At 63.0% G+C, this 24,996-nt stretch carries 23 protein-coding genes and 2 pseudogenes; 13 read left to right on the forward strand and 12 right to left on the reverse strand.

Features of this window, described 5'->3' with window-relative positions:
* Positions 1-149: 149 nt before the first annotated feature.
* The 8 genes from XI04_RS28245 to XI04_RS28280 all read right to left on the reverse strand — a co-directional run bounded on the left by XI04_RS28245 (position 150) and on the right by XI04_RS28280 (position 5,020).
* Entirely contained in the window at positions 150-938 is a 789-nt protein-coding gene (locus XI04_RS28245; protein WP_271608833.1) for a 3-hydroxybutyrate dehydrogenase, read from the reverse strand.
* A gap of 65 nt (positions 939-1,003) precedes the next feature.
* Entirely contained in the window at positions 1,004-1,795 is a 792-nt protein-coding gene (locus tag XI04_RS28250) for an acetoacetate decarboxylase (RefSeq protein WP_271608832.1), read from the reverse strand.
* Positions 1,796-1,829: 34 nt separating this feature from the next.
* Complete coding sequence (locus XI04_RS28255; protein ID WP_271608831.1) at positions 1,830-2,999, reverse strand: DUF3734 domain-containing protein; 1,170 nt, start codon at positions 2,997-2,999, stop codon at positions 1,830-1,832.
* A gap of 151 nt (positions 3,000-3,150) precedes the next feature.
* Positions 3,151-3,750, reverse strand: a complete 600-nt coding sequence (locus XI04_RS28260; protein WP_095425546.1) for a PepSY domain-containing protein — start codon at positions 3,748-3,750, stop codon at positions 3,151-3,153.
* A 43-nt stretch (positions 3,751-3,793) separates the two neighbouring features.
* Positions 3,794-4,381, reverse strand: a complete 588-nt coding sequence (locus XI04_RS28265; protein ID WP_271608830.1) for a hypothetical protein — start codon at positions 4,379-4,381, stop codon at positions 3,794-3,796.
* A 40-nt stretch (positions 4,382-4,421) separates the two neighbouring features.
* Positions 4,422-4,640, reverse strand: coding sequence for a hypothetical protein (locus tag XI04_RS28270; protein WP_038951218.1), 219 nt, complete (start codon positions 4,638-4,640; stop codon positions 4,422-4,424).
* Positions 4,641-4,658: 18 nt separating this feature from the next.
* Complete coding sequence (locus tag XI04_RS28275) at positions 4,659-4,817, reverse strand: hypothetical protein (protein ID WP_167456562.1); 159 nt, start codon at positions 4,815-4,817, stop codon at positions 4,659-4,661.
* A complete protein-coding gene (locus tag XI04_RS28280) occupies positions 4,814-5,020 on the reverse strand; it encodes a hypothetical protein (RefSeq protein ID WP_038973599.1) in 207 nt (68 codons plus the stop codon). Before XI04_RS28280 ends, XI04_RS28275 begins: the two co-directional genes overlap by 4 nt.
* Before the next feature lie 176 nt (positions 5,021-5,196).
* Here XI04_RS28280 and XI04_RS28285 point away from each other — a divergent pair, with 176 nt between their 5' ends.
* The 3 genes and pseudogenes from XI04_RS28285 to XI04_RS28295 all read left to right on the forward strand — a co-directional run.
* Positions 5,197-5,490 carry a hypothetical protein gene (locus XI04_RS28285; RefSeq protein ID WP_095425548.1) on the forward strand — a complete coding sequence of 98 codons (294 nt, stop codon included), beginning with the start codon at positions 5,197-5,199 and terminating at the stop codon, positions 5,488-5,490.
* A 4-nt stretch (positions 5,491-5,494) separates the two neighbouring features.
* Positions 5,495-5,932: a hypothetical protein gene (locus XI04_RS28290; RefSeq protein ID WP_244611228.1), complete on the forward strand. Its 438-nt coding sequence runs from the start codon at positions 5,495-5,497 to the stop codon at positions 5,930-5,932.
* A gap of 65 nt (positions 5,933-5,997) precedes the next feature.
* Positions 5,998-6,459 (forward strand): annotated as a pseudogene (locus XI04_RS28295) (TetR/AcrR family transcriptional regulator); the annotation flags it as partial.
* A gap of 175 nt (positions 6,460-6,634) precedes the next feature.
* Here XI04_RS28295 and XI04_RS28300 read toward each other — a convergent pair.
* Positions 6,635-7,297: a TetR/AcrR family transcriptional regulator gene (locus XI04_RS28300; protein WP_038951224.1), complete on the reverse strand. Its 663-nt coding sequence runs from the start codon at positions 7,295-7,297 to the stop codon at positions 6,635-6,637.
* Positions 7,298-7,505: 208 nt separating this feature from the next.
* On the opposite strand from XI04_RS28300, the gene XI04_RS28305 reads away from it, so the two are divergent.
* The 5 genes from XI04_RS28305 (at position 7,506) to XI04_RS28325 (ending at position 14,218) form a co-directional block, all read left to right on the forward strand.
* Positions 7,506-8,366, forward strand: a complete 861-nt coding sequence (locus tag XI04_RS28305; RefSeq protein ID WP_271608834.1) for a sensor histidine kinase — start codon at positions 7,506-7,508, stop codon at positions 8,364-8,366.
* The gene (locus tag XI04_RS28310; protein ID WP_271608828.1) at positions 8,363-9,475 is read left to right on the forward strand and encodes an efflux RND transporter periplasmic adaptor subunit; all 1,113 of its coding nucleotides are present in this window, start codon (positions 8,363-8,365) and stop codon (positions 9,473-9,475) included. Before XI04_RS28305 ends, XI04_RS28310 begins: the two co-directional genes overlap by 4 nt.
* On the forward strand, positions 9,472-10,548 hold the full coding sequence (locus XI04_RS28315) for an efflux RND transporter periplasmic adaptor subunit (protein ID WP_271608827.1): 1,077 nt from the start codon (positions 9,472-9,474) through the stop codon (positions 10,546-10,548). Before XI04_RS28310 ends, XI04_RS28315 begins: the two co-directional genes overlap by 4 nt.
* The gene (locus XI04_RS28320; protein ID WP_271608826.1) at positions 10,545-13,697 is read left to right on the forward strand and encodes an efflux RND transporter permease subunit; all 3,153 of its coding nucleotides are present in this window, start codon (positions 10,545-10,547) and stop codon (positions 13,695-13,697) included. The genes XI04_RS28315 and XI04_RS28320 overlap by 4 nt, the downstream gene beginning before the upstream one ends.
* A 329-nt stretch (positions 13,698-14,026) precedes the next feature.
* Positions 14,027-14,218 (forward strand): hypothetical protein, encoded by a 192-nt coding sequence (locus tag XI04_RS28325; RefSeq protein ID WP_271608825.1) that lies wholly within the window; start codon positions 14,027-14,029, stop codon positions 14,216-14,218.
* Positions 14,219-14,676: 458 nt separating this feature from the next.
* Here the strand turns inward: XI04_RS28325 and XI04_RS28330 are convergent.
* The 3 genes and pseudogenes from XI04_RS28330 to XI04_RS28340 all read right to left on the reverse strand — a co-directional run.
* Positions 14,677-15,153 (reverse strand): annotated as a pseudogene (locus XI04_RS28330) (Lrp/AsnC family transcriptional regulator); the annotation flags it as partial.
* A gap of 421 nt (positions 15,154-15,574) precedes the next feature.
* Positions 15,575-15,811: a hypothetical protein gene (locus tag XI04_RS28335; RefSeq protein WP_038951231.1), complete on the reverse strand. Its 237-nt coding sequence runs from the start codon at positions 15,809-15,811 to the stop codon at positions 15,575-15,577.
* Between the two features lie 972 nt (positions 15,812-16,783).
* Positions 16,784-17,125, reverse strand: a complete 342-nt coding sequence (locus XI04_RS28340; protein ID WP_080670287.1) for an H-NS histone family protein — start codon at positions 17,123-17,125, stop codon at positions 16,784-16,786.
* Between the two features lie 485 nt (positions 17,126-17,610).
* Between XI04_RS28340 and XI04_RS28345 the strand changes: the two genes are divergently transcribed.
* From XI04_RS28345 to XI04_RS28365, 5 genes are all read left to right on the forward strand, one after another.
* Entirely contained in the window at positions 17,611-18,327 is a 717-nt protein-coding gene (locus tag XI04_RS28345; RefSeq protein WP_038973609.1) for a hypothetical protein, read from the forward strand.
* Positions 18,328-18,493: 166 nt separating this feature from the next.
* Complete coding sequence (locus XI04_RS28350) at positions 18,494-18,685, forward strand: hypothetical protein (RefSeq protein WP_028144438.1); 192 nt, start codon at positions 18,494-18,496, stop codon at positions 18,683-18,685.
* 1,809 nt (positions 18,686-20,494) lie between these two features.
* On the forward strand, positions 20,495-20,749 hold the full coding sequence (locus XI04_RS28355) for a hypothetical protein (protein ID WP_157158188.1): 255 nt from the start codon (positions 20,495-20,497) through the stop codon (positions 20,747-20,749).
* A 4-nt stretch (positions 20,750-20,753) separates the two neighbouring features.
* Positions 20,754-23,732 carry a VCBS domain-containing protein gene (locus tag XI04_RS28360; RefSeq protein WP_271623865.1) on the forward strand — a complete coding sequence of 993 codons (2,979 nt, stop codon included), beginning with the start codon at positions 20,754-20,756 and terminating at the stop codon, positions 23,730-23,732.
* A 444-nt stretch (positions 23,733-24,176) separates the two neighbouring features.
* Positions 24,177-24,996, forward strand: an 820-nt coding sequence (locus tag XI04_RS28365) for a VCBS domain-containing protein (protein ID WP_271623866.1), incomplete at its 3' end; no start/stop codon positions are given.

A 24,996-nucleotide genomic window follows, 5' to 3' on the forward strand; every position in this document is an offset into this window, starting at 1 on the left:
AGCAGACGCTCAGAAGCGGAGCAGGGCACGTGAACTTGGCCGACGTGCGCGAGAAAGGACTCGCCAGGGCGCGGGAGCTACGGGTGCGGGGACGAGCGACCGCTGGTGCTGGCTTCAGGTTGGCGGCCTCCGATGCAGGACAGGCAGCCCTATGCGGCCGTCCAGCCGCCATCGATGGCGAGATTTGCGCCGGTGATCTGCGCGGCGTCGTCGCTACACAGGAACAGCGCGAGCGAGGCGACCTGCTCGGCCGTGACGAACTCTTTCGTGGGCTGCGCTGCGAGCAGGATGTCACTGATGACCTCATCTCTCCTCAAGTTGCGCGCCTTCATCGTGTTCGGGATCTGCCTCTCCACCAGCGGGGTCCAGACGTAACCCGGGCTGATGCAGTTGCAGGTGATCTTCGACCGGGCAAGCTCCAGCGCTGCCGTCTTTGTGAGGCCCGCGATGCCATGCTTGGCAGCGACATAGGCCGACTTGAAGGGGGAGGCGACCTGCGAATGAGCCGAGGCCGTGGTGATGATGCGGCCCCAGCCGCGCCTCTTCATGCCGGGCACTGCTGCTCGGATGGCGTGGAATGCGGCGGACAGGTTGATCGCGATGATCGCATCCCACTTCTCGACCGGAAATTCTTCAATGGAAGAGACGTGCTGGATGCCGGCGTTGTTGACGAGGACATCCACGCTGCCGAAGGTGCCTTCGCCGAGCGCGATCAGGTCGACTATTTGGTTCGGCTTCGCCATGTCCGCGGGCGAATAGATCGCCTGGACCGAAAATTGGCTCTCGATTGCGGAGCGCTCCGTCTCGACATCGGCCGGAGCGCCCATGCCGTTGAGCACGATGTTGGCGCCGGCGCCTGCGAACGCACGCGCGCACGCAAGGCCGATGCCGCTGGTCGAGCCGGTCACGACTGCCGTTTTGCCTTTCAGAATACTCATCTCAATTCGCTTGTTCTGTATGTTGGGTTAAAGCTCACGGGGGTGCTTGGTTGCGTGGAGCTTGGTCAGGTGACCAGACTTCGCTCCGAGGCCCGGAACGCACGTCGGCTTGGTTCCTGCAGATAGTCATGGGCCACTCTGCCGAGGCCGAGCGTGAGATCCGCACGGATGTGAGTTGCGGAGACGATTTCGAGCACCGGCAGATCGGCCACCGGTGCCAAGGCATGCGGCGTCAGCGATAGGGCCGCGGGCCCGGTCCAGGCCCCCTTCAGCGCAATCTGCTCAAGATGGTATTCGACGAGCTCGCAGATCCGCGGGCTGCCGTCGACATGCGGGATGATCTTGAGCAGGAAATTCGGCTCGCCCAGCGCGGCCTTGACCTGGCCAAGGTCGGCCTCCCGGTGCTTGTAGCCCATCGTACCCGTTGCAACGCGCAAGGGGCCGTAGTCCAGCGTGCCGATCAGGGTGTCGATTTCGGTTCGTAATGTCGGCTGGGCCAGCTTTTTCGGAAAGCCCCAGAGTTCGCGCCCGCCTGCAATCGGGCCTTCGTCGTTGAGGAACATGCAGTGCGTGTACCCGCCCTTGCGCCCTCGGAAGGAGACCGGGATGACCTGGCCACTTTCGGTGTAGTCGCCAAAGCCGTTCGAATCCGGCATGCGGATGAATTCGTATTTGACGAGCGCTTCGCGTGCATCGAGCTCCAGTGGTTCAGGCACCACGGCGCGCAGCTTTGCCGGGTCGGTGCGATAGGTGATGATCAGGTATTCGCGGTCGACAAACCGATACGGTCCTGGCGTATAGGCCGGGCTGGTAAGCGGCATTGCAAAGGCACGCTTTCGTACTTCACTCTCACGCATTTGGTTCTCCCTGCAGCGGCCATGGCGGCCGGACCTATTCGCGACCATCGTTCTCCAGGTCGAATGTAAAAACGCCGTCCGCGCTGGCGGGGCGTGTGAGCACCTCGGGATGTCGCAGCGTGCGGAGTGCATCGTGGTAACCGGCGCGCCAGTGATCCTGCATCGAAAGCCGGGAGAACTCGTAGTCCTTCGAGTGCCCTTCGTGATTGCGTGCGCGATAAATCAGGTGGACGATGTTGTAGACGTTGTGAGAGACCGCGGTGCTGAGGAGCTTCACGTCGTCATGTTCCTGAAGCTCTTCCGGAAGCCGGCCCAACAGGGCGGTGAGCGCACGTCGCAGGCGCTGCACACGCTTGAACTGATCGGTGCTTGCGCGCGTGCGGCTCGAATATTGAACCTCCTTTTGACGCGTGACGACCTCGGCCATGTTGCCCGGGAGCTGACCTTTCGCGCTCCAGAGATCGACCTGAAAGGCCAGCATGTCCTGCGGCGCACCCCAGTCGATCACCCATTGCAGCGGCGTATTGGACACCAGGCCGCCGTCCCAGTAATGCTCGCCCTCGATCTCCACCGCGGGAAAGCCCGGCGGCAGCGCGCCGCTCGCCATGATGTGCTCCGGCAGGATCGTATGGGTGCTGTTGTCGAAATAGACGAAATTGCCCGTTCTTACGTTGACCGCACCTGCACTGAAGCGCGTCATTCCCTCGTTGAGACGATCGAAGTCGACCAGGCGCTCCAGCGTGCTCTTCAACGCACTTGTGTCGTAGAAGCTGGTCGCCTCGGTCGTTCCGCCGGAATGTAACCAGGGCATGAGGGGGCGCGCCGAGAAAAATCCGTTTGCGCCGCATGCCGCGGCAAGGCCGGCGCTCATCTGGTTGAGGACATTGCGTGCATTGTCGTTGCGCCGATCTAGAAGTGGATTTCCGGACCAATCCCAGGGCGCAGTGGAAGTCACTTGCGTCCAGAAATCGCGGAGCCGGTCAACACGGGACTCCGGCGGGTTGCCTGCGATGATCGCGGCGTTGATTGCGCCGATCGAAATGCCGGCCACCCAATCTGGATGGATGCCGGCTTCGGCGAGCGCCTCATAGATGCCCGCCTGGTAGGCCCCCAGAGCGCCGCCGCCCTGCAGCAGCAGGGCAATGCAATCGAATGGTAGCCGCCGTTGGGCGGCGGGCAGATGGGGGCGAGGCTGGAAGTTCATGACTTGGCTTGCTCTCGGGTGTGTGTTGATCGAGGCTGACGTCGTGCGAAGGCCTCGATAAAAAGAAACTATACGGTATAGTGTATATACGTGCGCATCGATCAAGCAACTCACGAGATCGTGCTTCAGCGGCAGATCAGCCAGTTGTCGGTTAGTGCTGAGTTGATCGCTGTCCGACCTTGGGCGGCTCGAGCATCACTTCCTTCAAGCGATCACCACTGGCGACGACGACCACGAAGTTGAGTTTGCCGTCCTGCTTCACCAGCCCACCGGCGAGTGCGTTTCCCGCCGCGGCCTTTTCGGCGACCCGCACCGCGTCCGACAGTTCCTGCTTGATCCACTTCAGGGCGATGATGTTGGCCAGGTCCTCTCGATCGAGTTCCTTCAGCGATGACGCAATTTCCGCTTGCGATACGCTTCCGGTATTCGCATCTATGACATTTTCAAAGATCCGCTCATTCTTGACCGTGCGCACGCGATAGACCGGCGGGCCCGATATCTCGAAACTGACGTCTGCGGTCCTCGAGCCGTCATGCAGCCGCTCCGCGATCGCCATTGCCTGGCCGAGTGGTACCTTCGTGGTGCTGAATTGTTCGAGCACACGGCGAATAGCTGCTTCGTCGGCATTACCCTGCGCGGCCGCGGTGTGCTGTTCTGCATCGGCAGGAGCCTGCGTGACATCGGCCATAGCTCCCGTGCCAGCAAGGGCAGCCGAAAAAACGATCAGGGCAAACAGGTGCTTCTTGGACATCGCGTGAATCCTGTGGTTTTCATCCAAAAACATGAACAGTGACCTAGTTCGGCACGAGAGCGTACCGGCAAGGACCGTGCTCGCGACTCAATGAAACGCAGCCGCCGCGGCTGGTTTCGAAACTCGGATGTCGAGCGGATCGCCGCCGCTTTCCGGGGCGTGCCTGAGCGAGGGTGCGCTGTCGTGCCGCGACATCACGTGGCCTCGTGGCTTTGCTTGCTTGATCGTGAACGGGGGACTGCAACCGTGCCAGGCTTTCGCGGAGGCGCAGATCAGTCGTCGGCGCTGGGCTACTGTCACTGATAATCACAGCGGCGTTGGCGACCTCAGGTTCCAGCAGCTGCGATGGAGCCACAGCGATATCGTGTTCAGGGGGCATCGGGAGCAGTCCGAACCCGATGGTATCGATGATGACCGCTTCCGGTCCTCTCAGCTCTGTGTGGATGCGGATCGGCGGCAGCGCAGAATGCGAGTCCGTGAGCCGGCTCGGCAAAGGTGCGGGCAGCACCCAATCGGCGGCCAGCAGCAGCAGGAGCAGCGCTCCTCCAACCGACAGAAAATAGGCCCGCAACGGAAGCTCGGGTTCGACAAGACTGTTCGCGTGTCTCGACAGCGCAGATTTCCTGCTCACGGCAGCCGGCTCCTGGACATGGACTGATTTCGTCTCACCGTCAGATGCCCCAGGGGCGGGGATGCCGGCGCGCGAGTTCGGCATCGAGATAGCCGCGCTCGTCGATCCAGTCGGCCGGGCAATAGGCCATCGCCTTCGGGTCGATCAGGTGCCCGTCGCGTTCGAGGGCCGTTCGCGTGCCGGTGAGTCCGGTCCACACTGAAGCGCCGGTGGCCGGCTCCACGTGCATGATGTCGAACACTTCGATGAAGTTGAGCATGTCGAAATTCCAGGATGCTCAGGCGGCGGAGGGGGAAGGGTGCTCGACCCCTTCAAGCGCGATGCCTCTGCGGACGAGTTCCAATTCGATCATGTCGAACATGCATTCGACTGGCGCGAGCCAGACGTTGACCGAATAGATGATGCAACCGCGAGCGAGCAGCAGTGCCGCGGTCATGCGAAGCTCCGTGGGCTGGCCGCATGCCGTACCGGGGCGGGCTCGCGATCGGCGAGCGCGTGCACCCAGGCGAGCACCGAGATGGTGAGACCCACCAGCAGGCTCACGCCCACGAGCGACACGGCCACGATCAGATTGAGCGACGCGACGGCAATCCCCGGCCAGGGATTTTCCCGTACCAGCGCCAAGAACAGGCTTGACATCTTCGACCTCCTAAATAAACTACACCGTATATTTCATATACGGCGCCGATCGCGGGATGTGTCAAGAGCTGAGACTCACAAGCCCGTGTTCGTCCTGGTTGGACGATGGGGACTTCGGAATGAGGCCGGGATTCCCCCTTCGGACAGCAGTGCCTCAACTTGAGAAGGGATTCGATATGTTCAAGAACCGACTGGTGCTCGCAGTCCTGGTGTTCGTTGCGCTGGGCGCCGAGGCTGCTTTCGCGCAGGAGGACCGCGGCACAGCCGAGCAGAGGGCGGCATGCGCGCCTGACGCGTTTCGCCTGTGCGCCGGCTACATCCCCGACGCCACGAATGTGGAAGCCTGTCTCAGGCAAAAAAAGTCAGAGCTGAGCGAAGCTTGCGGAGCTGTCTTCGAGCACGCAGCGGCCGCTGCTTCGGTCAAGGCCGTGGGGTCGCACCGGTATCGTGGCACAAAAGATGAGGAATGATCGCATGAACACGATCTATTTTCCCGCTTTCGCCGCGTTCGGGGGCTCTGCCTTCGGAGCGATTTCCACGATCGTGACGGGATGGGTGACCCGTCGCCGCAGGGTCCGGGAGCGCCATCATGCCCACGCGGTCTCCAAGCGTGAAAAGCTGTATCGATGCTTCATCGAGGAGGCGTCCCGGCTTTATGCGGACGCGCTGACCAGCGACAAATCCGAGATCCCGGCATTGGTGAATTTGTATGCGCTGATCGGGCGCATGCGGATCCTGTCCAATGATGAGGTTGTCAATGCTGCGGAGCGGGCAGGGCGGCTGATCATCGAGACCTACCTTGCGCCGAACACATCGTTCGTCGACCTGCCGGGCTTCTTGGAGGAGATGGACCCGTTGCGCGAGTTCGGCGAGGCCTGCCGGCGTGAAATGCAGGCGTCCCCGTCACGTTGAGGCCGAACGTGCTCCAGGCACAGACTACCCGTCAGGTTGGATCGTCGTGCACCCACGAAAGAATTGTGCAGGCTGCCATTCGGCTGTACCGGGCCATCGGCTATCGGAAGACGACGGTTGCCGACGTCGCCCGCGGCGCGTCCATGTCCCCGGCAAACCTCTACCGGTTCTATCCTTCCCGCCAGGCGCTCGAAGAGGCAGTGGTGGCAGAATTGCTTGATGAGGTGTCGGCGGCAGCCGCAAGTGCACCTCGCCGCGGCGGCTCCGGCCTGGACCGCCTGAGCGCGACTCTCATCACGATCTCCCAGCGACATGAACACAGGCTGACACACGATCTCAGGCTGCACGAATTGGTGGTTGCCGCAGGACAGGCGAATTGGCCGATCGCCCTGTCCCACGCCGACGGGGTCCGCGGTCTCGTGCAGTCGATCATCGCGGCTGGGCAGGCGAGCGGCGAATTTCGAGCAGGGAGCCCGATGGTGCTCGCTTGCTGCCTGCTCGATGCGATGGATGCATACCTCAATCCGTCGCGCATCAAAGCGCATGCTCTTCGGCCGGCCTTCGGCGAGATGATGAGCTTTTGCGCCGAAGCGCTCAGCAACGCAGCGTCCGTTAACGCGGCGTCCTCTCAAGTGACCGGCATCCGGGTCGATTTGCTTTACAAGCCTGCCGGTCGAACCGAGCGCTCGACGGGTTGCCGGCTCACGGCGTCCAGTCCGCCTCACAGGCCGCAAGGAAAAAGCCGACCCGTTCGCGCACGAAAGACGGCAATTCCCGTCTCAGCTCCTTCGGTGTTTCTCCCACCAACGAACGAAACAGCATCGGCAACAGGATCAGATCCAGAAAGATCTGAGCGGTGGCAAGGCTTCGCTTCCCGGTGAAGGGACCTTTTGGAGAGCGCGCCAGCTTCTGCGTCGCTTCATTCAAGAGTTGGGAAACGGCGTTGACGGAGCGATCGCGCGCGGCATCGTGGACGTTGCGGCTCAATTCGGGGAAACGCTGCGCCTCGGCAATCGTGGCGCGAACCATGCCCAACGATTCTTCGATGACCTTCTCCACGACCGCGGTGCCGAGACTTGAGAGCTTGTCCTGAAGGGTGCGGCCCTCAGGCTCGAAGCCTTCGAAATCCGTCAGCCCAGTGATGGTGCGGGCCACCACCGCCGCGAACAGTGCGTCCTTGCCGGGGAAATGAGCATAGATGGTCGGCTTGCTCGCCGGCGCCAGCTCGGAGATGTCATCGATGCTGGCGCTGCGGTAGCCCTTCTCGAGAAAGAGTTGCTGAGCTGCATCGAGGATTCGAGCCTGGACGTCACCGGCCAGGTCTTTCGTTGGTCTGCCCCGTTTCGGGCTGCTCTTTTTTGTCATCCGTCGGTCTCCCAATCACGAGTCTGTGCGCACGCAGATCGCACTTGACACGCCCGGCGGGAAAAGGCAAGAAAAAGAAAATATACGGTATAGTTTATTTATGCGTCGCTGGGTCGGCAAAGACCTGCGACGGCCTCCCGGATGGTCGAAGCCGCAAGGTGCGTTGGCCTCGCGATCGTCCGGTCCACATCAGGAGATCACAGTGACCATGTTGAGCCCGGACCCGTACCGCCCACAAGACGGCATCCTGCTGCGCGAATTGCATCACAGGGTCGATAAAGGGATCGCCTCGGCGATCGATCTGGTCGCGGCTGCGGCCATCCGGGCCGACGGGGCGGAAGCAAAGGCCGCTTTGAGCGATGTGGTCGAGCTGCTCCACGGACATGCGGAGTTGCATCGGGCGTTTGCAGTGCCACAGGGCGAAGCCCTCAATGACGCCGCGACATACATTCGCAGACTGGGCTGCGCCATGCGCCAGTCCTTGTTGGATCGAATGGGGATCCGGCTGGCATTCGCAACTGAGGCTCTCCCGCTTCAATCAGAGCGGTGCGGGCGGCTTGGCCTGATCGTCCACGATCTGATTGTAAACGCAGCGAAGCATGCGTATTTCGGCGCGCGCGCCGGCGAGATCAAAGTCAAGCTGACGCGCATCGGCTCGGTCGCCAACTGCGTCGTGCTGGATAACGGCTCGCGGCCGGGGCGGGCGGCCCCGGGCCGGGAGCTCCAGATCAGCAATGATCTTGCCAAGGGGCTCGGCGGACGGATCGAGCACGGCATAGCCGCCGAGTTCACGTCCGTCATTTTCTCATTTCACCTGAGCGAGCGGGAGCAGCAGGCGAGCTGGTCGATGGCGACGCGCCGCATGAGGTCGCCACGTCGGCTGAAGGCCAGGTCGTCCGTGGCGCCTGGCCCTAGCTCCGGCCTCTCGGATCAGATCGAGCGTTCGGCCGCCATGCGAACGGATCCAAATCTATTGCGAGCGCATCCGAGCGAACCGGTCTCGCTCAGCGGGGCCTCGGACGTCTTGGGCGGACTGCTATCACCCTCTCCCCGAATGGCCGCGCTATGAAACCGCGCTATTTCAACCATTCCAAGATCGGTCTGAAACCTCTCGGCGCCTTGGCGCTCGCGCTTGTCGCCGGCCCGCTCGGCGGGTGCGATAATCACGCCGCCATGCCCCCCGCGCGCGCCGCGTTCGTGCGCACGGAAATCGTGCAGCCCAGGGATCGGCAGTCCTTGATCACCTTGACCGGCGAGGTGCAGGCCCGCTTTCGGGCGGATCTCTCATTCCGCGTCAGCGGGCGTGTCCTCGCGCGCTATGCCGATGTCGGGACCCACGTGAAGGCCGGCGAAGTGCTGGCGCTTCTCGACCCGGCCGAACAAGAGGCCGATGTCGATGCCGCGACCGCCGCTGTTCTCGCCGCAGAATCGCAGCTGCGCGTGGCGAAGGCGACTTTCGAGCGGCAGAAGACGCTGATCGCAAGCGGCTTCACCACGCGCACGGTCTACGACCAGGCGCAGGAGGGATTGCGCACCGCGGAAGGCGCGCTCGAAGCGGCAACAGCGCAGCTTGGAACCTCAAAGGACGCCCTCGGCTATACCGCGCTGCGAGCCGGAGCGGACGGCGTCGTCACCGCGCGCAATCTGGAAACCGGTCAAGTCGTACAGGCTGCGCAACCCGTATTTTCGCTGGCGCAGGATGGGGAGCGAGACGCCGTCTTTGACGTTTATGAGTCCATTTTCCTCAGCAATGCCGATAGCCGCGACGTTTCGTTGGCGCTCGTCTCCGATGCGGGCGTGACCGCAGGCGGCCAAGTTCGGGAGGTTTCGCCGGCCGTCGACGCCAAGAGTTCGACCATTCGGGTCAAGGTTGCCATCGAGGATCCGCCTGCCGCAATGACGCTTGGAAGCCCCGTCGCGGGAACTGTGAAAGTAAAGGCCGAGCGGCAGATCGCATTGCCCTGGCGTGCATTGATGGCGGCCGATACCAGGCCGGCGGTCTGGACCGTCGATCCGGCGACGCGGACAGCCTCGCTGAAGCCGGTAACAGTGAGCGGCTACGAGGCCGGAGAAGTATTGATCAAAGCGGGCCTCGAGCCGGGCGAGCGCGTCGTCGTCGACGGCGGCAAGCTTTTGAGCGTGGGCCAGTCCGTGACTTATGAAGGAGACCGCTCATGACGAGCCGCGCAATGATCGTGGCGGGCCCACTTGCATGTGCGTTGGCACTTGCCGGATGTCAGCAGGAGACAAAGGCGCCCGAGCCCGTGCGGCCGGTCCAATCGGTGCTTCTCGAAGCGGACCGCGCAGACGATGCGGTGGCGGTGGGCGTCGTCGAGCCACGCTACAAGACAAATCTCGGTTTCCGCGTACTGGGGCGCCTGACCACGCGACCTGTCTACGTCGGTGATCTCGTGAATGAAGGACAGACGGTGGGCGTCGTCGACCCCACGGCCCTTGAGCTCGCCGTTCGCGCCGCCAAAGGGCAGCTTGCCAAGGCCGAGGCGCAGTTCGCGACCGTGAGAGCGACGGAGGAACGGCAGCGAACGCTCATCACGACCGACGCGACCACAAAGCAGACGTTGGACAACGCCGAGCAGGCGCGTGCCGGCGCCGAAGCAACGGTGGCTCGCGAACAGGCAAATCTGACCAAGGCGATCGAGCAGCTCGGCTATTCGCAGATCAAGGCCGATTTCGCCGGTGTGGTCACCGCAGTGGGGGCAGAAGTCGGCCAGGTGGTATCTCCTGGCCAAAGCGTGGTGACGATCGCAAGACCCGATATTCGCGAAGCTGTCGTCGACATCGGACAGGACTTTCCGTTGCCGCTGGAGGTCGGCCTGCCATTCACGGTCAGCCTGCAGCTCTTGCCCTCCGTTCAGGTGCAAGGGAGCGTTCGCGAGATCGCGCCGCAAGCCGATCCGGTGACGCGATTGAGGCGGGTCCGCATTGCCCTCAGCAATCCGCCCGAAGGATTCCGCCTCGGCGCGACTGTCACCGCGAAACTTGACAAGAGCCAAGGCGGGATATTGCGCCTGCCCAGCTCGGCGCTGCTCGCCAAGGACGGTGCAAATTTCGTCTGGATCGTCGATCAGCCCGCCAACACGGTTTCGCTGCAGAGGATCGATGTGGTCGCAGACCAAACCGGCGCGCGCGTCACCGGCGGGCTTGCTCCCGGCACACGCGTCGTCACCGCGGGAATCCACAGCCTCAAGCAAGGACAGCAAGTCCGCATTGCACAGGATGAAATGCCATGAAACCGTTCAACCTTTCCGACTGGGCGCTCGGCCATCGTTCGCTCGTCTGGTATTTCATGATCGCCTTCATGGCGGCGGGCCTTTTTGCGTATCTTCAGCTGGGACGGCAGGAAGATCCTGACTTCACCATCAAAACCATGGTGATCCAGGCGCAGTGGCCGGGCGCCTCGCCTGAAGAGATGACACGCCAGGTCGCCGACCGGATCGAGAAGAAGCTGGAGGAGCTGGAATCGCTCGACTACACCAAGAGCGTGACGGTTGCGGGCCAGACCACCGTCTTCGTTTATCTGCGCGACACCACAAAGGCTGCCGACGTCAAGCCGACATGGGTTCGCGTCCGCAACATGATCGCGGATATCAAGGGCGACTTCCCGCAAGGGGTGATCGGGCCCGGCTTCAACGACCGCTTCGGCGATGTGTTCGGCAACATTTATGCGTTCACCAGCGACGGGCTGAGCCAACGACAGCTGCGCGATGAGGTCGAGGACATCCGAGCCAAGGTCCTGACCGTGCCCGATGTCGGCAAGGTCGACATCCTGGGCGCGCAGGACGAGGTCATTTATCTCGAATTCTCCACCCGCAAGATCGCAGCCCTCGGTCTCGACGTCCACTCCATCATGGCGTCTCTGCAAGGGCAGAACGCGGTCACGCCGCCCGGCGTGTTCCAGGAAGGACCCGAGCGGATCAGTGTGCGAGTGAACGGCCAGTTCACGTCAGAGGCAAGCCTGAAGGCAGTCAATCTGCGCATCAACGATCGCTTCTTCCCCCTGACCGACGTCGCAACCATCACGCGCGGATATGCCGACCCGGCCAGGACGTTGTTCAGGTACAATGGCGAGCCGGCGATCGCGCTTGCCATCGGCATGAAGTCCGGCGCAAATCTGCTGCACTTCGGCGAAGCGCTGAAGGAGGAGATGTCGAAAATCACGGCCGACTTGCCGATCGGGGTCGGCGTTCAACTCGTCGCCGATCAACCCATCGTGGTCGAGCATGCCGTATCCGGCTTCACCGAGGCGCTGTTCGAGGCCGTGATCATCGTCCTCGGCATCAGCTTTCTCAGCCTGGGCATGCGCGCCGGACTCGTCGTCGCGATTGCGATTCCGCTGGTTCTCGCCATCACCTTCGTCGTGATGGCCTATGCCGGCATTTCGCTGCAGCGAATCTCGCTTGGTGCCTTGATCATCGCGCTCGGCCTCCTGGTCGATGACGCCATGATTGCGGTCGAAATGATGGTAGCGCGCCTCGAAGTCGGAGATCCCCTCGAAAAGGCGGCAACCCACGTCTATACCTCGACCGCCTTTCCCATGCTGACGGGCACGCTGGTGACCGTCGCCGGCTTTATTCCGATCGGGCTCAATAACAGCAATGCGGGTGAGTTTACCTTCACGCTGTTCGTTGTCATCGCGGTTTCCCTGATCGTCTCCTGGATCGTGGCGGTGCTGTTCACGCCGTTGCTCGGCGTCACCATCCTGCCCGCAAAAATAAAGGGCCATCATGAAGAGAAGGGGCGCGTAGCGCAGCTGTTCGCGCGTCTCTTGCTCTTCTGCATGCATTATCGCTGGATGACGATCGGCGTCACGGTTGCGGCCTTTCTGCTGGCGCTGTTCGGCATGAACTTCGTGCAGCAGCAGTTCTTCCCGTCGTCCGATCGCGCCGAGCTGGTGATCGACTGGAACCTGCCGCAGAACGCGTCGATCGCCGACTCCAATGCGCAGATGGCGCGCTTCGAACGCGAACAGCTTCAGGGCAACAATTCGGTCGATCACTGGTCAACCTATGTCGGCACCGGCTCGCCGCGTTTCGTCCTGTCCTTCGACGTGCAGACCGCCAACACCTGGTTCGGCCAGATGGTGGTTGTGACCAAGGGCGGCATCAAGGCGCGCGACCAGGTCAAGGCACAGTTCGAGGACTACCTGAAGAAGACGTTCCCCGGGACCGACACCTACGTCAAGCTGCTCGAAGTCGGACCGCCGGTGGGTCGTCCCGTGCAGTATCGCTTGAGTGGGCCCGACATCGCGAAGGTGCGAGATCTCTCGCAGAAGCTCGCCGGCATCGTGCGAAGCAATCCCGATCTCGGCAATGTCGTGTTCGACTGGATGGAGCCGGCCCGCGTCGTCAAGGTCGACGTTCTCCAGGACAAGGCGCGCCAGCTCGGCGTGACCTCGGAGGACATTGCCACGACCTTGAACTCCGTGCTCGAGGGCACACCGATCACGCAGGTGCGCGACAGCATCTATCTCGTCAATGTCACCGGACGTGCAACCGCGCCGGAACGTGCTTCCATCAACACGCTGCGCGATTTGCAGTTGACGGGGCTCGGCGGTCAATCCGTGCCGCTCGGAGCCGTCGCCAATCTGCGGTACGAGCTCGAGCAGCCGACGATCTGGCGGCGCGCACGGATCCCCACCATCACGTTGAAGGCCGGCATCGTCGGCAACGTGCAGCCCAAGACGATCGTGGACCAGCTCGCGCCGAAGGTGGCGGAGTTCAGCAAAGCGCTACCGGCCGGCTATTCGGTGATGATCGGCGGCTCCGTGGAGGAGAGCGCCAAGAGCCAGGCGCCGATCATGGCCGTCGTTCCGCTCATGCTCTTCGTCATGGCCACGGTGCTGATGATCCAGTTGCAGAGCTTCCATCGCTTGTTTCTGGTGTTCGCCGTTGCGCCGCTCGCCGTCATCGGTGTGGTCATGGCGCTCCTGCCGAGCGGCGCCCCGCTTGGCTTCGTGGCTATCCTCGGCGTGCTCGCCCTGATCGGCATCCTGGTGCGCAACTCCGTGATCCTGATCGTCCAGATCGAGGATTTGAGGAAGGAGGGGCGCCCGGCCTGGGATGCCGTTGTGGAAGCGACCGAGCATCGCATGCGACCGATCCTGCTGACCGCGGCCGCGGCAAGTCTCGCGCTGATTCCGATCGCGCGCGAGATCTTCTGGGGCCCGATGGCTTACGCGATGATGGGCGGCATCATTGTCGGCACGCTGCTGACGCTGCTGTTCCTGCCTGCGCTGTATGTGGCCTGGTTCCGCATTCACCCTGATCACAGCGATCACTCGTCCACGCATGAGCCCGCGGTGCCTTCTCACGATGATGCGCCTGCGTCGGAGCGGATATCCGTACTCAAACCCGAGCCCGTTCTCGAAACGCAGTTTTGACAAGAGGAAAGACCATGTCCCGCAAGACACTCCTGATACTGTCCCTCACTGCGACGCTCGCAGCCGTGACGCTGTCGCCACATGCAGCCTTCGCGCAGTTTCCTCCGCCGCCCCCCATGGCCGGGCCTCCGCCGATTGCGGCCGGCGGGCCGCCTCCGCTGGCAGCCGGAGGTCCTCCGGCTTTCGCAGCTCGTCCTCCGATAGGGCCTGGCGGTGCCCCCCGTGCCGGGCTTGGCGGCCCGGCGCCTCGTCTCGGTACTGGACCTGCACCGCGCGGTGATCTCGCGGCGGCTGGGCGTGTCGGCGCCGCTGGTCGGGGCGGACCGACGGTGGAGAGTGCGGTTCGCGGCACATCGGTCACTTACAACCGCTTCGGAGACCACGGCCGCTACGGCGGATACCAATACGGCCATCGCGCCGCCTATGTTGCAGGCGCCTATGCTGCCGGAGCCTCTGCCGGCTACACCTATGGCCGTTCGCGCGATGACTATTCCTCGGACAGTGACTGCCACTACGTCTAAGGGCGATACCGGCGCGTGATGGTGTGCAATTAGCGCATCGCGATTGTGCTCAGAAGCGACTTCATCCTGCGAGGCGCGTGAGTCACTTGTCCCCTTTAAGCAACTCAACATTGGCCTCCGCCTTCCGGAGTTTCGCCGCGCCGGTAAGGTTGCGATCGTGCGACGAAACCGTTCTCGGTCGGATAAGCCCGGGGCTGCGACCAGTAAGTCAGAGCAGGCGAACAATGGGATCGAAGTTCGAGGCGCTCCGCGGCCGCGTTGCGTATGATTTCACGCTAGCCTACGATCTTGTGCGATGTTTGTACGGATCGCGCTTGGCGCTGATTGCGTTCTATACGCGAGGCTTGAGATGGGCAGGTATTGGAGCAAGCCGTCCGCTAAACAACAGCGCAAGTCAGCCTGGGGTGTGATGCGGAAGCGTCAGCAGCGAGTTGGTCGCCTGACCACTGAGGATCGAGCAGTGTCTTGAGCGGAAGGGCATGCTTCACGATGGGAGATTTCAGCAAGATATAGCTGAAGTATTTCTCGATGCCGACGTTGCGTTCAAGTAGGTTTTCCATTCGCTCTTGATAGTGGTTGATGTTGCGGCACACGAAGCGCAGCAAATAGTCGTAACCGCCGCTGATAAGATGGCATTCCATCAGCTCGTCGACGTTGCGCATACAGGACTCGAACTTGACGTAATCTTCCTTGCGGTGATCGACTAAGGTGATTTCGGTGAAGACCGTTATGCTCTCGGTCAGCTTCGCAAGGTTGATCTGCGCACCATAGCCCCTTATGTACCCGGCCGCTTCCAGCCGCTTGACACGTTGCAGGCACGGGCTCGCCGAAAGGCCGACTGCCTCGGCCAGATTGGCGTTGGTCATCCTGCCGTCCTTCTGCAGCTGGACGAGGACGTTCAAGTCGATTCGATCGAGCTTCGGGATGCCGTTCAATGGTCTTGAACTCTTAATCAGCGGGTCCCAGGTTCGAGCCCTGGTGCGTCCACCACCTTTAAAAGATTGGCCCGCAAGAGCCTTTTTAAGCTCTTCGACAGAACAATGCACGTCTCGTGCGACGTTCTTTGTATGGGGTGGACACGGCCAGATTGCCGTTCGGCTTTTTCCTGGTCTCTATATCGTCACCCATTCGATAAAGCGCACAGATCCGATGGGATAAGTCGATTACGTGCTTGTCGTAGCGCTCGTACGGATTGTCTCAGCCGCGAAAAGGGCGGCGAACCTTCTGAAAGTCAGGTGGATGCCACAAGCGGGGCGTTGCGGGACAGCTGGCCCGAAGAGGGGGCGTGGGGCGGCGCAGCGATCGCTGGCGGAGCCGCAAAGATCCGTCGTGCACGCACGATCTAGCTCTTCCGCGTCAGCCGCGCTTTCGCTGAGAGGGTGGCTTGAACTCCACGACCTCGTGCTGGCCGCACGGATTAGGTGGCTCATTTTTCTTCACGATTAGCTCAAGCTCGAGAGCCTCGAAGGCGAGCTCATCCGCCAAGCGCTTAAACAACTCGCGCTTTTCCATGTCCGTCGCCTGCTGACTCATCAGCGTAAACTCTCTGGCGTCAGCGCGGACCTTTTCCAAACGTCGTCGGAGGTCCTTCATGTGTGCCGGCTTAGCTTTTAAACTTATCCTCGGCCCGAACAATCAGTTTGCTTGTTCGGATCCACCGGGAGTCAACTGCCGAAACTCGAATTTGGTTCTATGCGGACCGCCAAATTCGCCGCTCATCGTGCTGCGAAATTTGGTCATGCTCCATGACCCGGCCCCTGTTCAGGGATTGCGGGCTGAGGACCTGGCTGATGAGCCATCCCTGTCCGGCTCTCGCCGGATGATGCATAGAATTAGCATACCTGAAGGGCCATGAATGTTCGAAAGCGCACAGACGCGAGTGTTGCGCCCGACTAGGCTGCGAGCGATCCTGGACGCTTGCGAAGCGCTCAGGACCCAACGGCCTCGGGGCACGCCAAATGTGCCGGCTGCGCTGAAGCGGCTTCGTCCGCGAACGCAGTGTTGCCGGCTGCGCGCCGGGTTATGAGGCAGGAGTAAGCTCGGCGATTTTAGATCAACGATGGTCGTTCTCGTGCGTACTTTCCTTCTCATTGTGGGAATATGGCTACTGGTGAACGTTCTGTTCGTTGTAGTTGTCCTGCCCTCGCGCAGACGGGCACCTACTCGGCGAGCAGGAACCCCATCTCCGGTGACGATCAACACGACGGCCGGCCGCTCGGTCGATCACGACCCACCACTCCTGCGGCGCGGAATGACGCCGGTTGCAATCAGAGTTTTTCTCGTCGCCCTCCTCCTTCCAGTCCTTCGAGCGTGGAATGCGGCTAGGCGGCACTTCAGAGGGCGCCCCGACTAGACGCGGACCATCGCGCGCTTGAGATTCTCGTCGATGTCTTCACTGCGCCGCGGGCCCCCCGAGCGATTCAGCTAGACCATCAGACAGATCGCAAGCGCTCGCTATGGCCATGCCTCCAAGCATGGTTATGACCCCGCGTTTAAACGATGATGTAAAAGCTCAGAGCCCCATGAGGTAGCAACTGGCGCCATCTCAAATGCCGCAATCAGCGCTCAATTTGTCTGCCGCTTTTGAGCTGAAGCTTGATCGATCAGGAAATCGTCCAAATCTCGGCCGCTTCGAAGCTGCGGACGCAGCCATCGCGGCTGCCTGCCGCGACCCGACCATGTCTCCGCTGGGTTCTTCGGATTGCGATATTTGGGACGGACAGGCGGGTATGGACGGCGGCGCTTACGATTGAGCCGTGTGGCCTCGTTGGCCAGTCCAATCCTGTGGAGCCTTTCCTCCAAATGTGCTTTTTGCACCAACATTTTCTGAGCGAGTTGGGCGGCGACCTCTTGGTGAAGTATCCAGAGCTCGTCAATGGAGAGCGAATTAAAATGCGCGGTGTTCATGGCTCCATCCGAATCTTGGGCAGAAGGCCCAGGCAGACAAGTCGGGAATCCGGGAGCAGACAAGCCGTCAGTTAAATATTGATCCTGCAATCCACATTTAAATGTGAGAGGTGGCAGGGAGAAAGGCGCGACAGTGGTAATATCGTGGCGAAGTATTTAATTCGCTGCGAGGGGTAGCCACGTCTCGTGACCTCCACAGACTCATTCCTCGGCGAGTTGCGCTTTCGTGTTTCGACGAGCGCAACGATGGCGATCGACCGGCGGCCGCGGCGCAGATCGTGGGCGGGAGCGAGGGCCGGCGCAACTCAGATGGATCGATGAATCGATCGCGCTGCCTCGTGTTGCACCCCTGGAGTGCTGGGCCGGCACATTAATTAGGTGGTCAAGAGGACAATTAATTCATCGCGCCGCCCGATTTAAGCCGTATGGGAGCCGTTGTCGCCGCTAAGGCTCAAGCGGGGGTAGGGCGCACCCGGGAGTTTTCGATGTCCGGTCAATTGCGATTGTATTTCGCCAGTTTGGTCCTTGTCGGAGGTTTTTCGGCGGCGCCCGCGTCCTCCAATCCTGTTGCCGACTTCTTCAATACTGCTACGTCCCAACCCACGGTAACCTCTCCGCCGCAAGCCGAATGCGTGCCGCGTCCCGGTACCTCGACCAGTGGCGGACAGCATTGGGTCTACCGAACGGACGGTCGCCGCAAATGCTGGTTCCTGGTCGAGGGCATCGCGACGGTGAAGAAGCCCATTCGGGCTCGCGTGGCCAAAGACCGCAGCGCCAGTTTGGACGGAAACGGGACCACGCAGGCCAGGCGGAGCGCGGTCGTTGATGCGCGCGCGGAGTTGCTGCGCTCCGCGCCGCCCGAGCGATCTCGGACGACTGTACCCGAAATGCAGGTAGCAGATGCCGCTCCCGATCTCGGCACGGGCTCTACCCTGATGTCGGCGGCCCCCATCGTAGATATTCCCAGCAACCAGCTCACGCCCGAACACTCCGTGCCGGGCCAAGTCGACGCTGGGCAGCTTCTCGCCGCCGCGCCCGCCAACCCACCTCAGGATATGCCGCTGGGCGCGCGCATTGCAGAGGCGCACGACGAAGCGCGCAGCTGGACGGCATGGTTCGGTGTGCTGCTGATGACGCTTGGTGGCCTCTCGCTCTTGAGCTCGAGCCGCACGCTTCGGCACGCAGTGAGATTACGCCACTGAGGTAGCGACATATAAGGTGCTGCCGCCGCGCGGCCGAGGGATTGAACGAGCAGGCACGGCCGAACTGCTACACGTACAAAGGTTCGGTGCGTCGCACTTGGTTTGGCACTGCCTCAGACGGACAATCGGGTACGATGGTGGTCACCCTTTTGGATCGGACTGCATCATGCGGTACAAGGTGTTCGTGGTGGACGGCAGCCGGCAAGTGATCTGCGCTGCAAAGCTCGACTGCATTGACGAGCAGGCGGCGAGACGACGAGCCGAGCAAATGCATGACGAGCACGACGTTGAGCTTTGGGAAGGCGATCGACTCGTTGCAGTGTTCCGAAGTGCAACGTCGAATGAAAGTCGGAGCTAAGGCGCGACCCTGAACAGGTGGCCGGTCTCGCCGCCGAGTTTAGTTCAAGCGTTGTGGGGCACCCCGGCCTGGCTGGTTGGCGACATGTCGCAGCGACGTCATCGCGGAGGCTCGCTACTGCGGGGATGAAGGCGCCCAGTCCCCTTTCAAAGTAGTGGCAGATGCGAGGAGCGCGGGCATCCGTGCATCAGCCGCGCGAGTGAGCCAACGCGGGTCAGCCTTCGGACCCGGCAGGTCTCTAAACGGCTCTTGCTCTGCCGCTCGCTTTGGTACGCCGTCTTCTGCCGATTGTTTTTGCCTCTACATGTCGGAGCTTACTTCGAAGCTTCTCCACCTCTCTAAGCTCCTCCAGAAGCGCCTGGTGCCGTTCGCTCAGAACAGCACTAGAAAAGATCTGACGCGTACTCGACATCACATGCCTCAGAAAATGACTTGAAGTAAGAAGTCGACGAAAAGCGAAAGACAAAGAACGCTCGACCGAAGCTCAATGAGCTAAGGCCGCAGCCGCCAGATGTTCCCAATACTCTGCCTCTGCAAGCAGTTTCCAGCTTCTCTCAGGTTGGAGTGCGGCAGTCTGTCGGCAAAGTAACGCCATTGCGCGAAAGCGGCGGGCAGCTTCCATTTCAACCTCCCATGTTTTCTTTTCCCCAACATATTTTTCAATTTTGCGATGGAGTCATCATGATTATACACAATAATCAAATATATCATTTAATGGCGGTCGATTTGGCCGCGTTCGCGCGTCAACCGGGAACTGGTTTCGGTTTTAGCTTCACATGGATTTCGAACGCGGCTTGCCGAGGCCCTGTTGCGCGTTAAAGCGAACGAGAGACGTGCGGGACAGCAACAGGAGATGCGAAGCTTCGTGCGAGAGCATCGAGGACTCTTCTCGCCGCACCCCAGGACACATGCGCCGGCTACCGAGCCATAACCCAGCCATTGGATAGCATCAGCGCTCTGGCTACGCGTCTCGCTCTTAGAGCGCACCACCATCGGATCCCCCGCGATGGTCTCACGCTCTGGAACGTACGCCCGGGCGACGAGGACGGCTACATTGACCCGATGGGATGACCAGCAACACATTGAAGGCCACGTCCGCCGCTTCACGGTGGGCCTGGATCGTCGGATGCGCAAATTAATAAGCACAGGTTGGTGCAAAGTATTGCGAGACTGCTGCTTTCATGCCTCGTCTTCGTGAATTGGGGCTGAGTTTCGGCTCCAATTGCTCCCTGCGAGTTGCCGATCTGCGCGAGGCAAAGATCATCTCGCGAACCGAGTGCATCCGGGAGGCAAGCCGTAAAATTCCGGTGTCGCCTCGCAAGGAGGGACGCAAGAGCCTCTTTGTTATTGATTTCGATGTATTAATTATTAAATCGATCGCGTAAATATATAAATGGACTGATGCTTTAATTTAAAATAGGCTTATTTAATTAGGAGCAGGCGGCCGTGGCGCTTCTCGATCACGGTCGTCGCTTCTGGAGCCGCGAATATTGCAAGATCAAATAATTGCCAAAACGTGGGCGGCTAAGCACCGGCCACGTTGGGCAGGGGGATACCGCTCTAGATCTTTTCGAGTAACTTGGCAGCAGTCTGATGGACTGTCGCTGGCTGGCGGACCTATCGCCGTCCGAGCGAGCGCTACCAATTGCGTGAATTGATTTGCGGCGACGCTCTCTGCTCTGCATTGGCAGACGAGGGTTGCGAATGACGTGCACGCATTTTGTAGCAATGTTCGGCTGGGCTCGGGCAAGTTCGAATTCTTCGTCAATTTGCGATCTTCCGATCCAGCCAAGTTTGCGGTTTGCGAACATGGCGGCTGTCAAGCGCGCGACCGTGCACACGACATCCGATCGCGAGCCTGGATCGACTCCAGCCCCAAACAGGCTTGAGCGGCACGTGTTCTGTTTACACCTTTTCGAAGCGCTGAGCATGACGGCAGGCATGCTGAGCAGCTCGGCATTTTTCTTCAGCAGCATAGGCAAGGCAACGGCCGATCATCCCCGCGCCATTGTGCAATTTGCGCCGGTCCGTGAATGCGGACGGCGCATCACCCAGAGGATTTAAAGCTATGGCGACGCAGACAACGGGCGGCGGCAGCACGGTTTCGTTCGGCAATACTCCGCAAGCCAACACGGACATTTTCTCGTTTACGGAAGACGCCAGCAACATTCTCATCTTGAATGTGCTGGCAAATGACCTTGGGGGCGCGGCCAAGACGCTGTTCTCCCTGGACAATGGAACGAGCGCTTCCGCGTCCACCAAGAACTACGCACCGGCTGATCTGCTGGTCAAAGATGTAGCGTACAGCAGTGATGCCGCCGGAATGGCCGGAACCGGTGACCGCAGCGCCCTCGGTGCTCGCATCTGGATTGAAGCGGACGGCACCGTTCATTACGACAAGGGCGACATCAACGTTCAGCTTCAGGCGCTGGCGACCGGGCAAACGCTGACTGACACATTCACCTACGCTATCGAGCTGGGCAATGGCACGCTCAGTTGGGCGACCGTGACACTCCAGTTCAATGGCGCAAACGACTCGGTCATCATCACATCGAGTCCGCAGAGCGGCTCGGTGGTAGAAGACGCGAACACCACGCCGGATCTCTCGGATTCGCAGAGCGCGGCGGGCACCATCAGTTTCAACGATGCCGATCTTGGCGACACGCATTCGGCCTCGTTCGCGGCAGCCTCTTCCAACACCACGTCGCTCGGCGCCTTCTCGCTTGATTCTGTCAACGAGACGGCCAATGCCGCCAACGGCTCGGTGCAATGGCATTACAATCTGAACAACGCGGCCGCGCAATACCTCGCTGCGGGCCAGACGATCACCGAGAGCTTCGTGGTGACGATTAATGACGGCCACGGCTCGACAGCTACCCAGACGGTGACGGTCACGATCACAGGCACAAACGATTCGGCTACGGTCTCTTCCGAGGCGAAGTCCGTCACCGAGGGTGATGCCGCCGCCGCCCTCAACACGAGCGGCCAACTCAGCATCATCGACCCGGATACTGGCCAGGCCCATGTCGTGGCGCAATCGAACGTCCACGGGACCTACGGCGACTTCAGCATCGATGCCAACGGCGCCTGGAGCTACACCGGCAACGGCGCGCATGACGAGCTCATCGCAGGCCAGCAGGTGCAGGATCAGTTCACGGTGACCAGCCAGGACGGCACCGCCACCGGCACGGTGACGGTGACCATCACCGGCAGCAACGACGCGGCCACCGTCTCGTCGGACTCGAAGTCCGTCACCGAGGGCAATGCCGCCGCCGCCCTCAACACCTCCGGCCAGCTCAGCATCACCGACCCGGATACGGGCGAAGCCCATGTCGTGGCGCAATCGAACGCGCACGGGACCTACGGCGACTTCAGCATCGATGCCAACGGCGCCTGGAGCTACACCGGCAGCGGCGCCCACAATGAGCTTACCGCCGGGCAGCAGGTCCAGGACCAGTTCACGGTCACCAGCCAGGACGGCACCGCGAGCGGCATCGTCACGGTGACCATCACCGGCAGCAACGATGCGGCCACGGTCTCGTCGGACTCGAAGTCCGTCACCGAGGGCGACACCGCGGCGGCGCTGAACACGAGCGGCCAGCTGACGATTGTGGATCCCGACAGCGGCGAAGCCCATGTCGTGGCGCAATCAAACGTCCACGGGACCTACGGCGACTTCACGATCGATGCCAATGGCGCCTGGAGCTACACCGGCAACGGCGCCCATGACGAGCTCATCGCGGGCCAGCAGGTGCAGGATCAGTTCACGGTCACCAGCCAGGATGGCACCGCCACCGGTACCGTGACGGTGACCATCACCGGCAGCAACGACGCGGCCACGGTCTCTTCCGACTCGAAGCCCGTCACCGAGGGTGATACCGCGGCGGCGCTGAACACCAGCGGCCAGCTCACCGTCACCGACCCGGATACGGGCGAAGCCCACGTCGTCGCGCAATCGAACGTCCACGGGACCTATGGCGACTTCACGATCGATGCCAGCGGCGCCTGGAGCTACACCGGCAACGGCGCCCACGATGAGCTCATCGCGGGCCAGCAGGTGCAGGATCAGTTCACGGTCACCAGCCAGGACGGCACCGCCTCCGGCACCGTGACGGTGACCATCAGCGGCACCAATGATGCGGCCACGGCCTCATCGGACTCGAAGCCCGTCACTGAGGATGATGCTGCCGCCGCACTCAACGCCTCAGGCCAACTCACCATCACCGACCCGGATACGGGCGAAGCCCATGTCGTGGTGCAGAGCAATGTGCACGGCAGCTACGGCGACTTTAGCATCGATGCCAACGGCGCCTGGAGCTACACCGGCAACGGTGCCCACAATGAGCTCACCGCCGGCCAGCAGGTCCAGGACCAGTTCACGGTGACCAGCCAGGACGGCACCGCCACCGGCATCGTCACGGTGACCATCACCGGCAGCAACGATGCGGCCACGGTCTCTTCGGACTCGAAGTCTGTCACCGAAGGCGACACGGCCGCCGCACTCAACACCTCAGGCCAGCTCACCATCACCGATCCGGATACGGGCGAAGCCCATGTCGTGGTGCAGAGCAATGTGCACGGCAGCTACGGCGACTTTAGCATCGATGCCAACGGCGCCTGGAGCTACACCGGCAACGGTGCCCACAATGAGCTCACCGCCGGCCAGCAGGTCCAGGACCAGTTCACGGTGACCAGCCAGGACGGCACCGCCACCGGCAGGGGGGGGGGGGGGGGGGGGGGGGGGGGGGGGGGGGGGGGGGGGGGGGGGGGGGGGGGGGGGGGGGGGGGGGGGGGGGGGGGGGGGGGGGGGGGGGGGGGGGGGGGGGGGGGGGGGGGGGGGGGGGGGGGGGGGGGGGGGGGGGGGGGGGGGGGGGGGGGGGGGGGGGGGGGGGGGGGGGGGGGGGGGGGGGGGGGGGGGGGGGGGGGGGGGGGGGGGGGGGGGGGGGGGGGGGGGGGGGGGGGGGGGGGGGGGGGGGGGGGGGGGGGGGGGGGGGGGGGGGGGGGGGGGGGGGGGGGGGGGGGGGGGGGGGGGGGGGGGGGCAAATGACGCGGCGACCGTCAGCTCGGACTCGAAGTCCGTCACCGAGGGCGACACCCCGGCGGCGCTCAATGCCAGCGGCCAGCTGACGATTGTGGATCCCGACAGCGGCGAAGCCCATGTCGTCGCGGGGGGGGGGGGGGGGGGGGGGGGGGGGGGGGGGGGGGGGGGGGGGGGGGGGGGGGGGGGGGGGGGGGGGGGGGGGGGGGGGGGGGGGGGGGGGGGGGGGGGGGGGGGGGGGGGGGGGGGGGGGGGGGGGGGGGGGGGGGGGGGGGGGGGGGGGGGGGGGGGGGGGGGGGGGGGGGGGGGGGGGGGGGGGGGGGGGGGGGGGGGGGGGGGGGGGGGGGGGGGGGGGGGGGGGGGGGGGGGGGGGGGGGGGGGGGGGGGGGGGGGGGGGGGGGGGGGGGGGGGGGGGGGCAGACGAACGCGCACGGGACCTATGGCGACTTCGGCATCGATGCCAACGGCGCCTGGAGCTACACCGGCAACGGCGCGCATGACGAGCTCACCGCCGGCCAGCAGGTCCAGGACCAGTTCACGGTCACCAGCCAGGACGGCACCGCCACCGGCACGGTGACGGTGACCATCACCGGCAGCAACGATGCGGCCACGGTCTCTTCGGATTCGAAGTCGGTAACCGAAGGCGACACGGCCGCCGCACTCAACACCTCAGGCCAGCTCACGATTGTGGATCCCGACAGCGGCGAAGCCCATGTCGTGGCGCAATCGAACGTCCACGGCACCTACGGCGACTTCAGCATCGATGCCAACGGCGCCTGGAGCTACACCGGCAACGGCGCCCATGACGAGCTCACCGCCGGCCAGCAGGTGCAGGACCAGTTCACGGTCACCAGCCAGGACGGGACGGCCACCGGCACGGTGACGGTCACCATCACCGGCAGCAACGATGCGGCCACGGTCTCGTCGGACTCGAAGTCCGTCACCGAGGGCGACACCGCGGCGGCGCTCAATACCGGCGGCCAGCTGACGATTGTGGATCCCGACACTGGCGAAGCCCATGTCGTCGCGCAGACGGGGGGGGGGGGGGGGGGGGGGGGGGGGGGGGGGGGGGGGGGGGGGGGGGGGGGGGGGGGGGGGGGGGGGGGGGGGGGGGGGGGGGGGGGGGGGGGGGGGGGGGGGGGGGGGGGGGGGGGGGGGGGGGGGGGGGGGGGGGGGGGGGGGGGGGGGGGGGGGGGGGGGGGGGGGGGGGGGGGGGGCGTCTCGTCGGACTCGAAGGCCGTCACCGAGGGCGCCACCCCGGCAGCGCTCAATG

The organism is Bradyrhizobium sp. CCBAU 11430, assembly GCF_028128855.1.
GTDB classification, from domain to species: Bacteria; Pseudomonadota; Alphaproteobacteria; order Rhizobiales; family Xanthobacteraceae; genus Bradyrhizobium; species Bradyrhizobium ottawaense.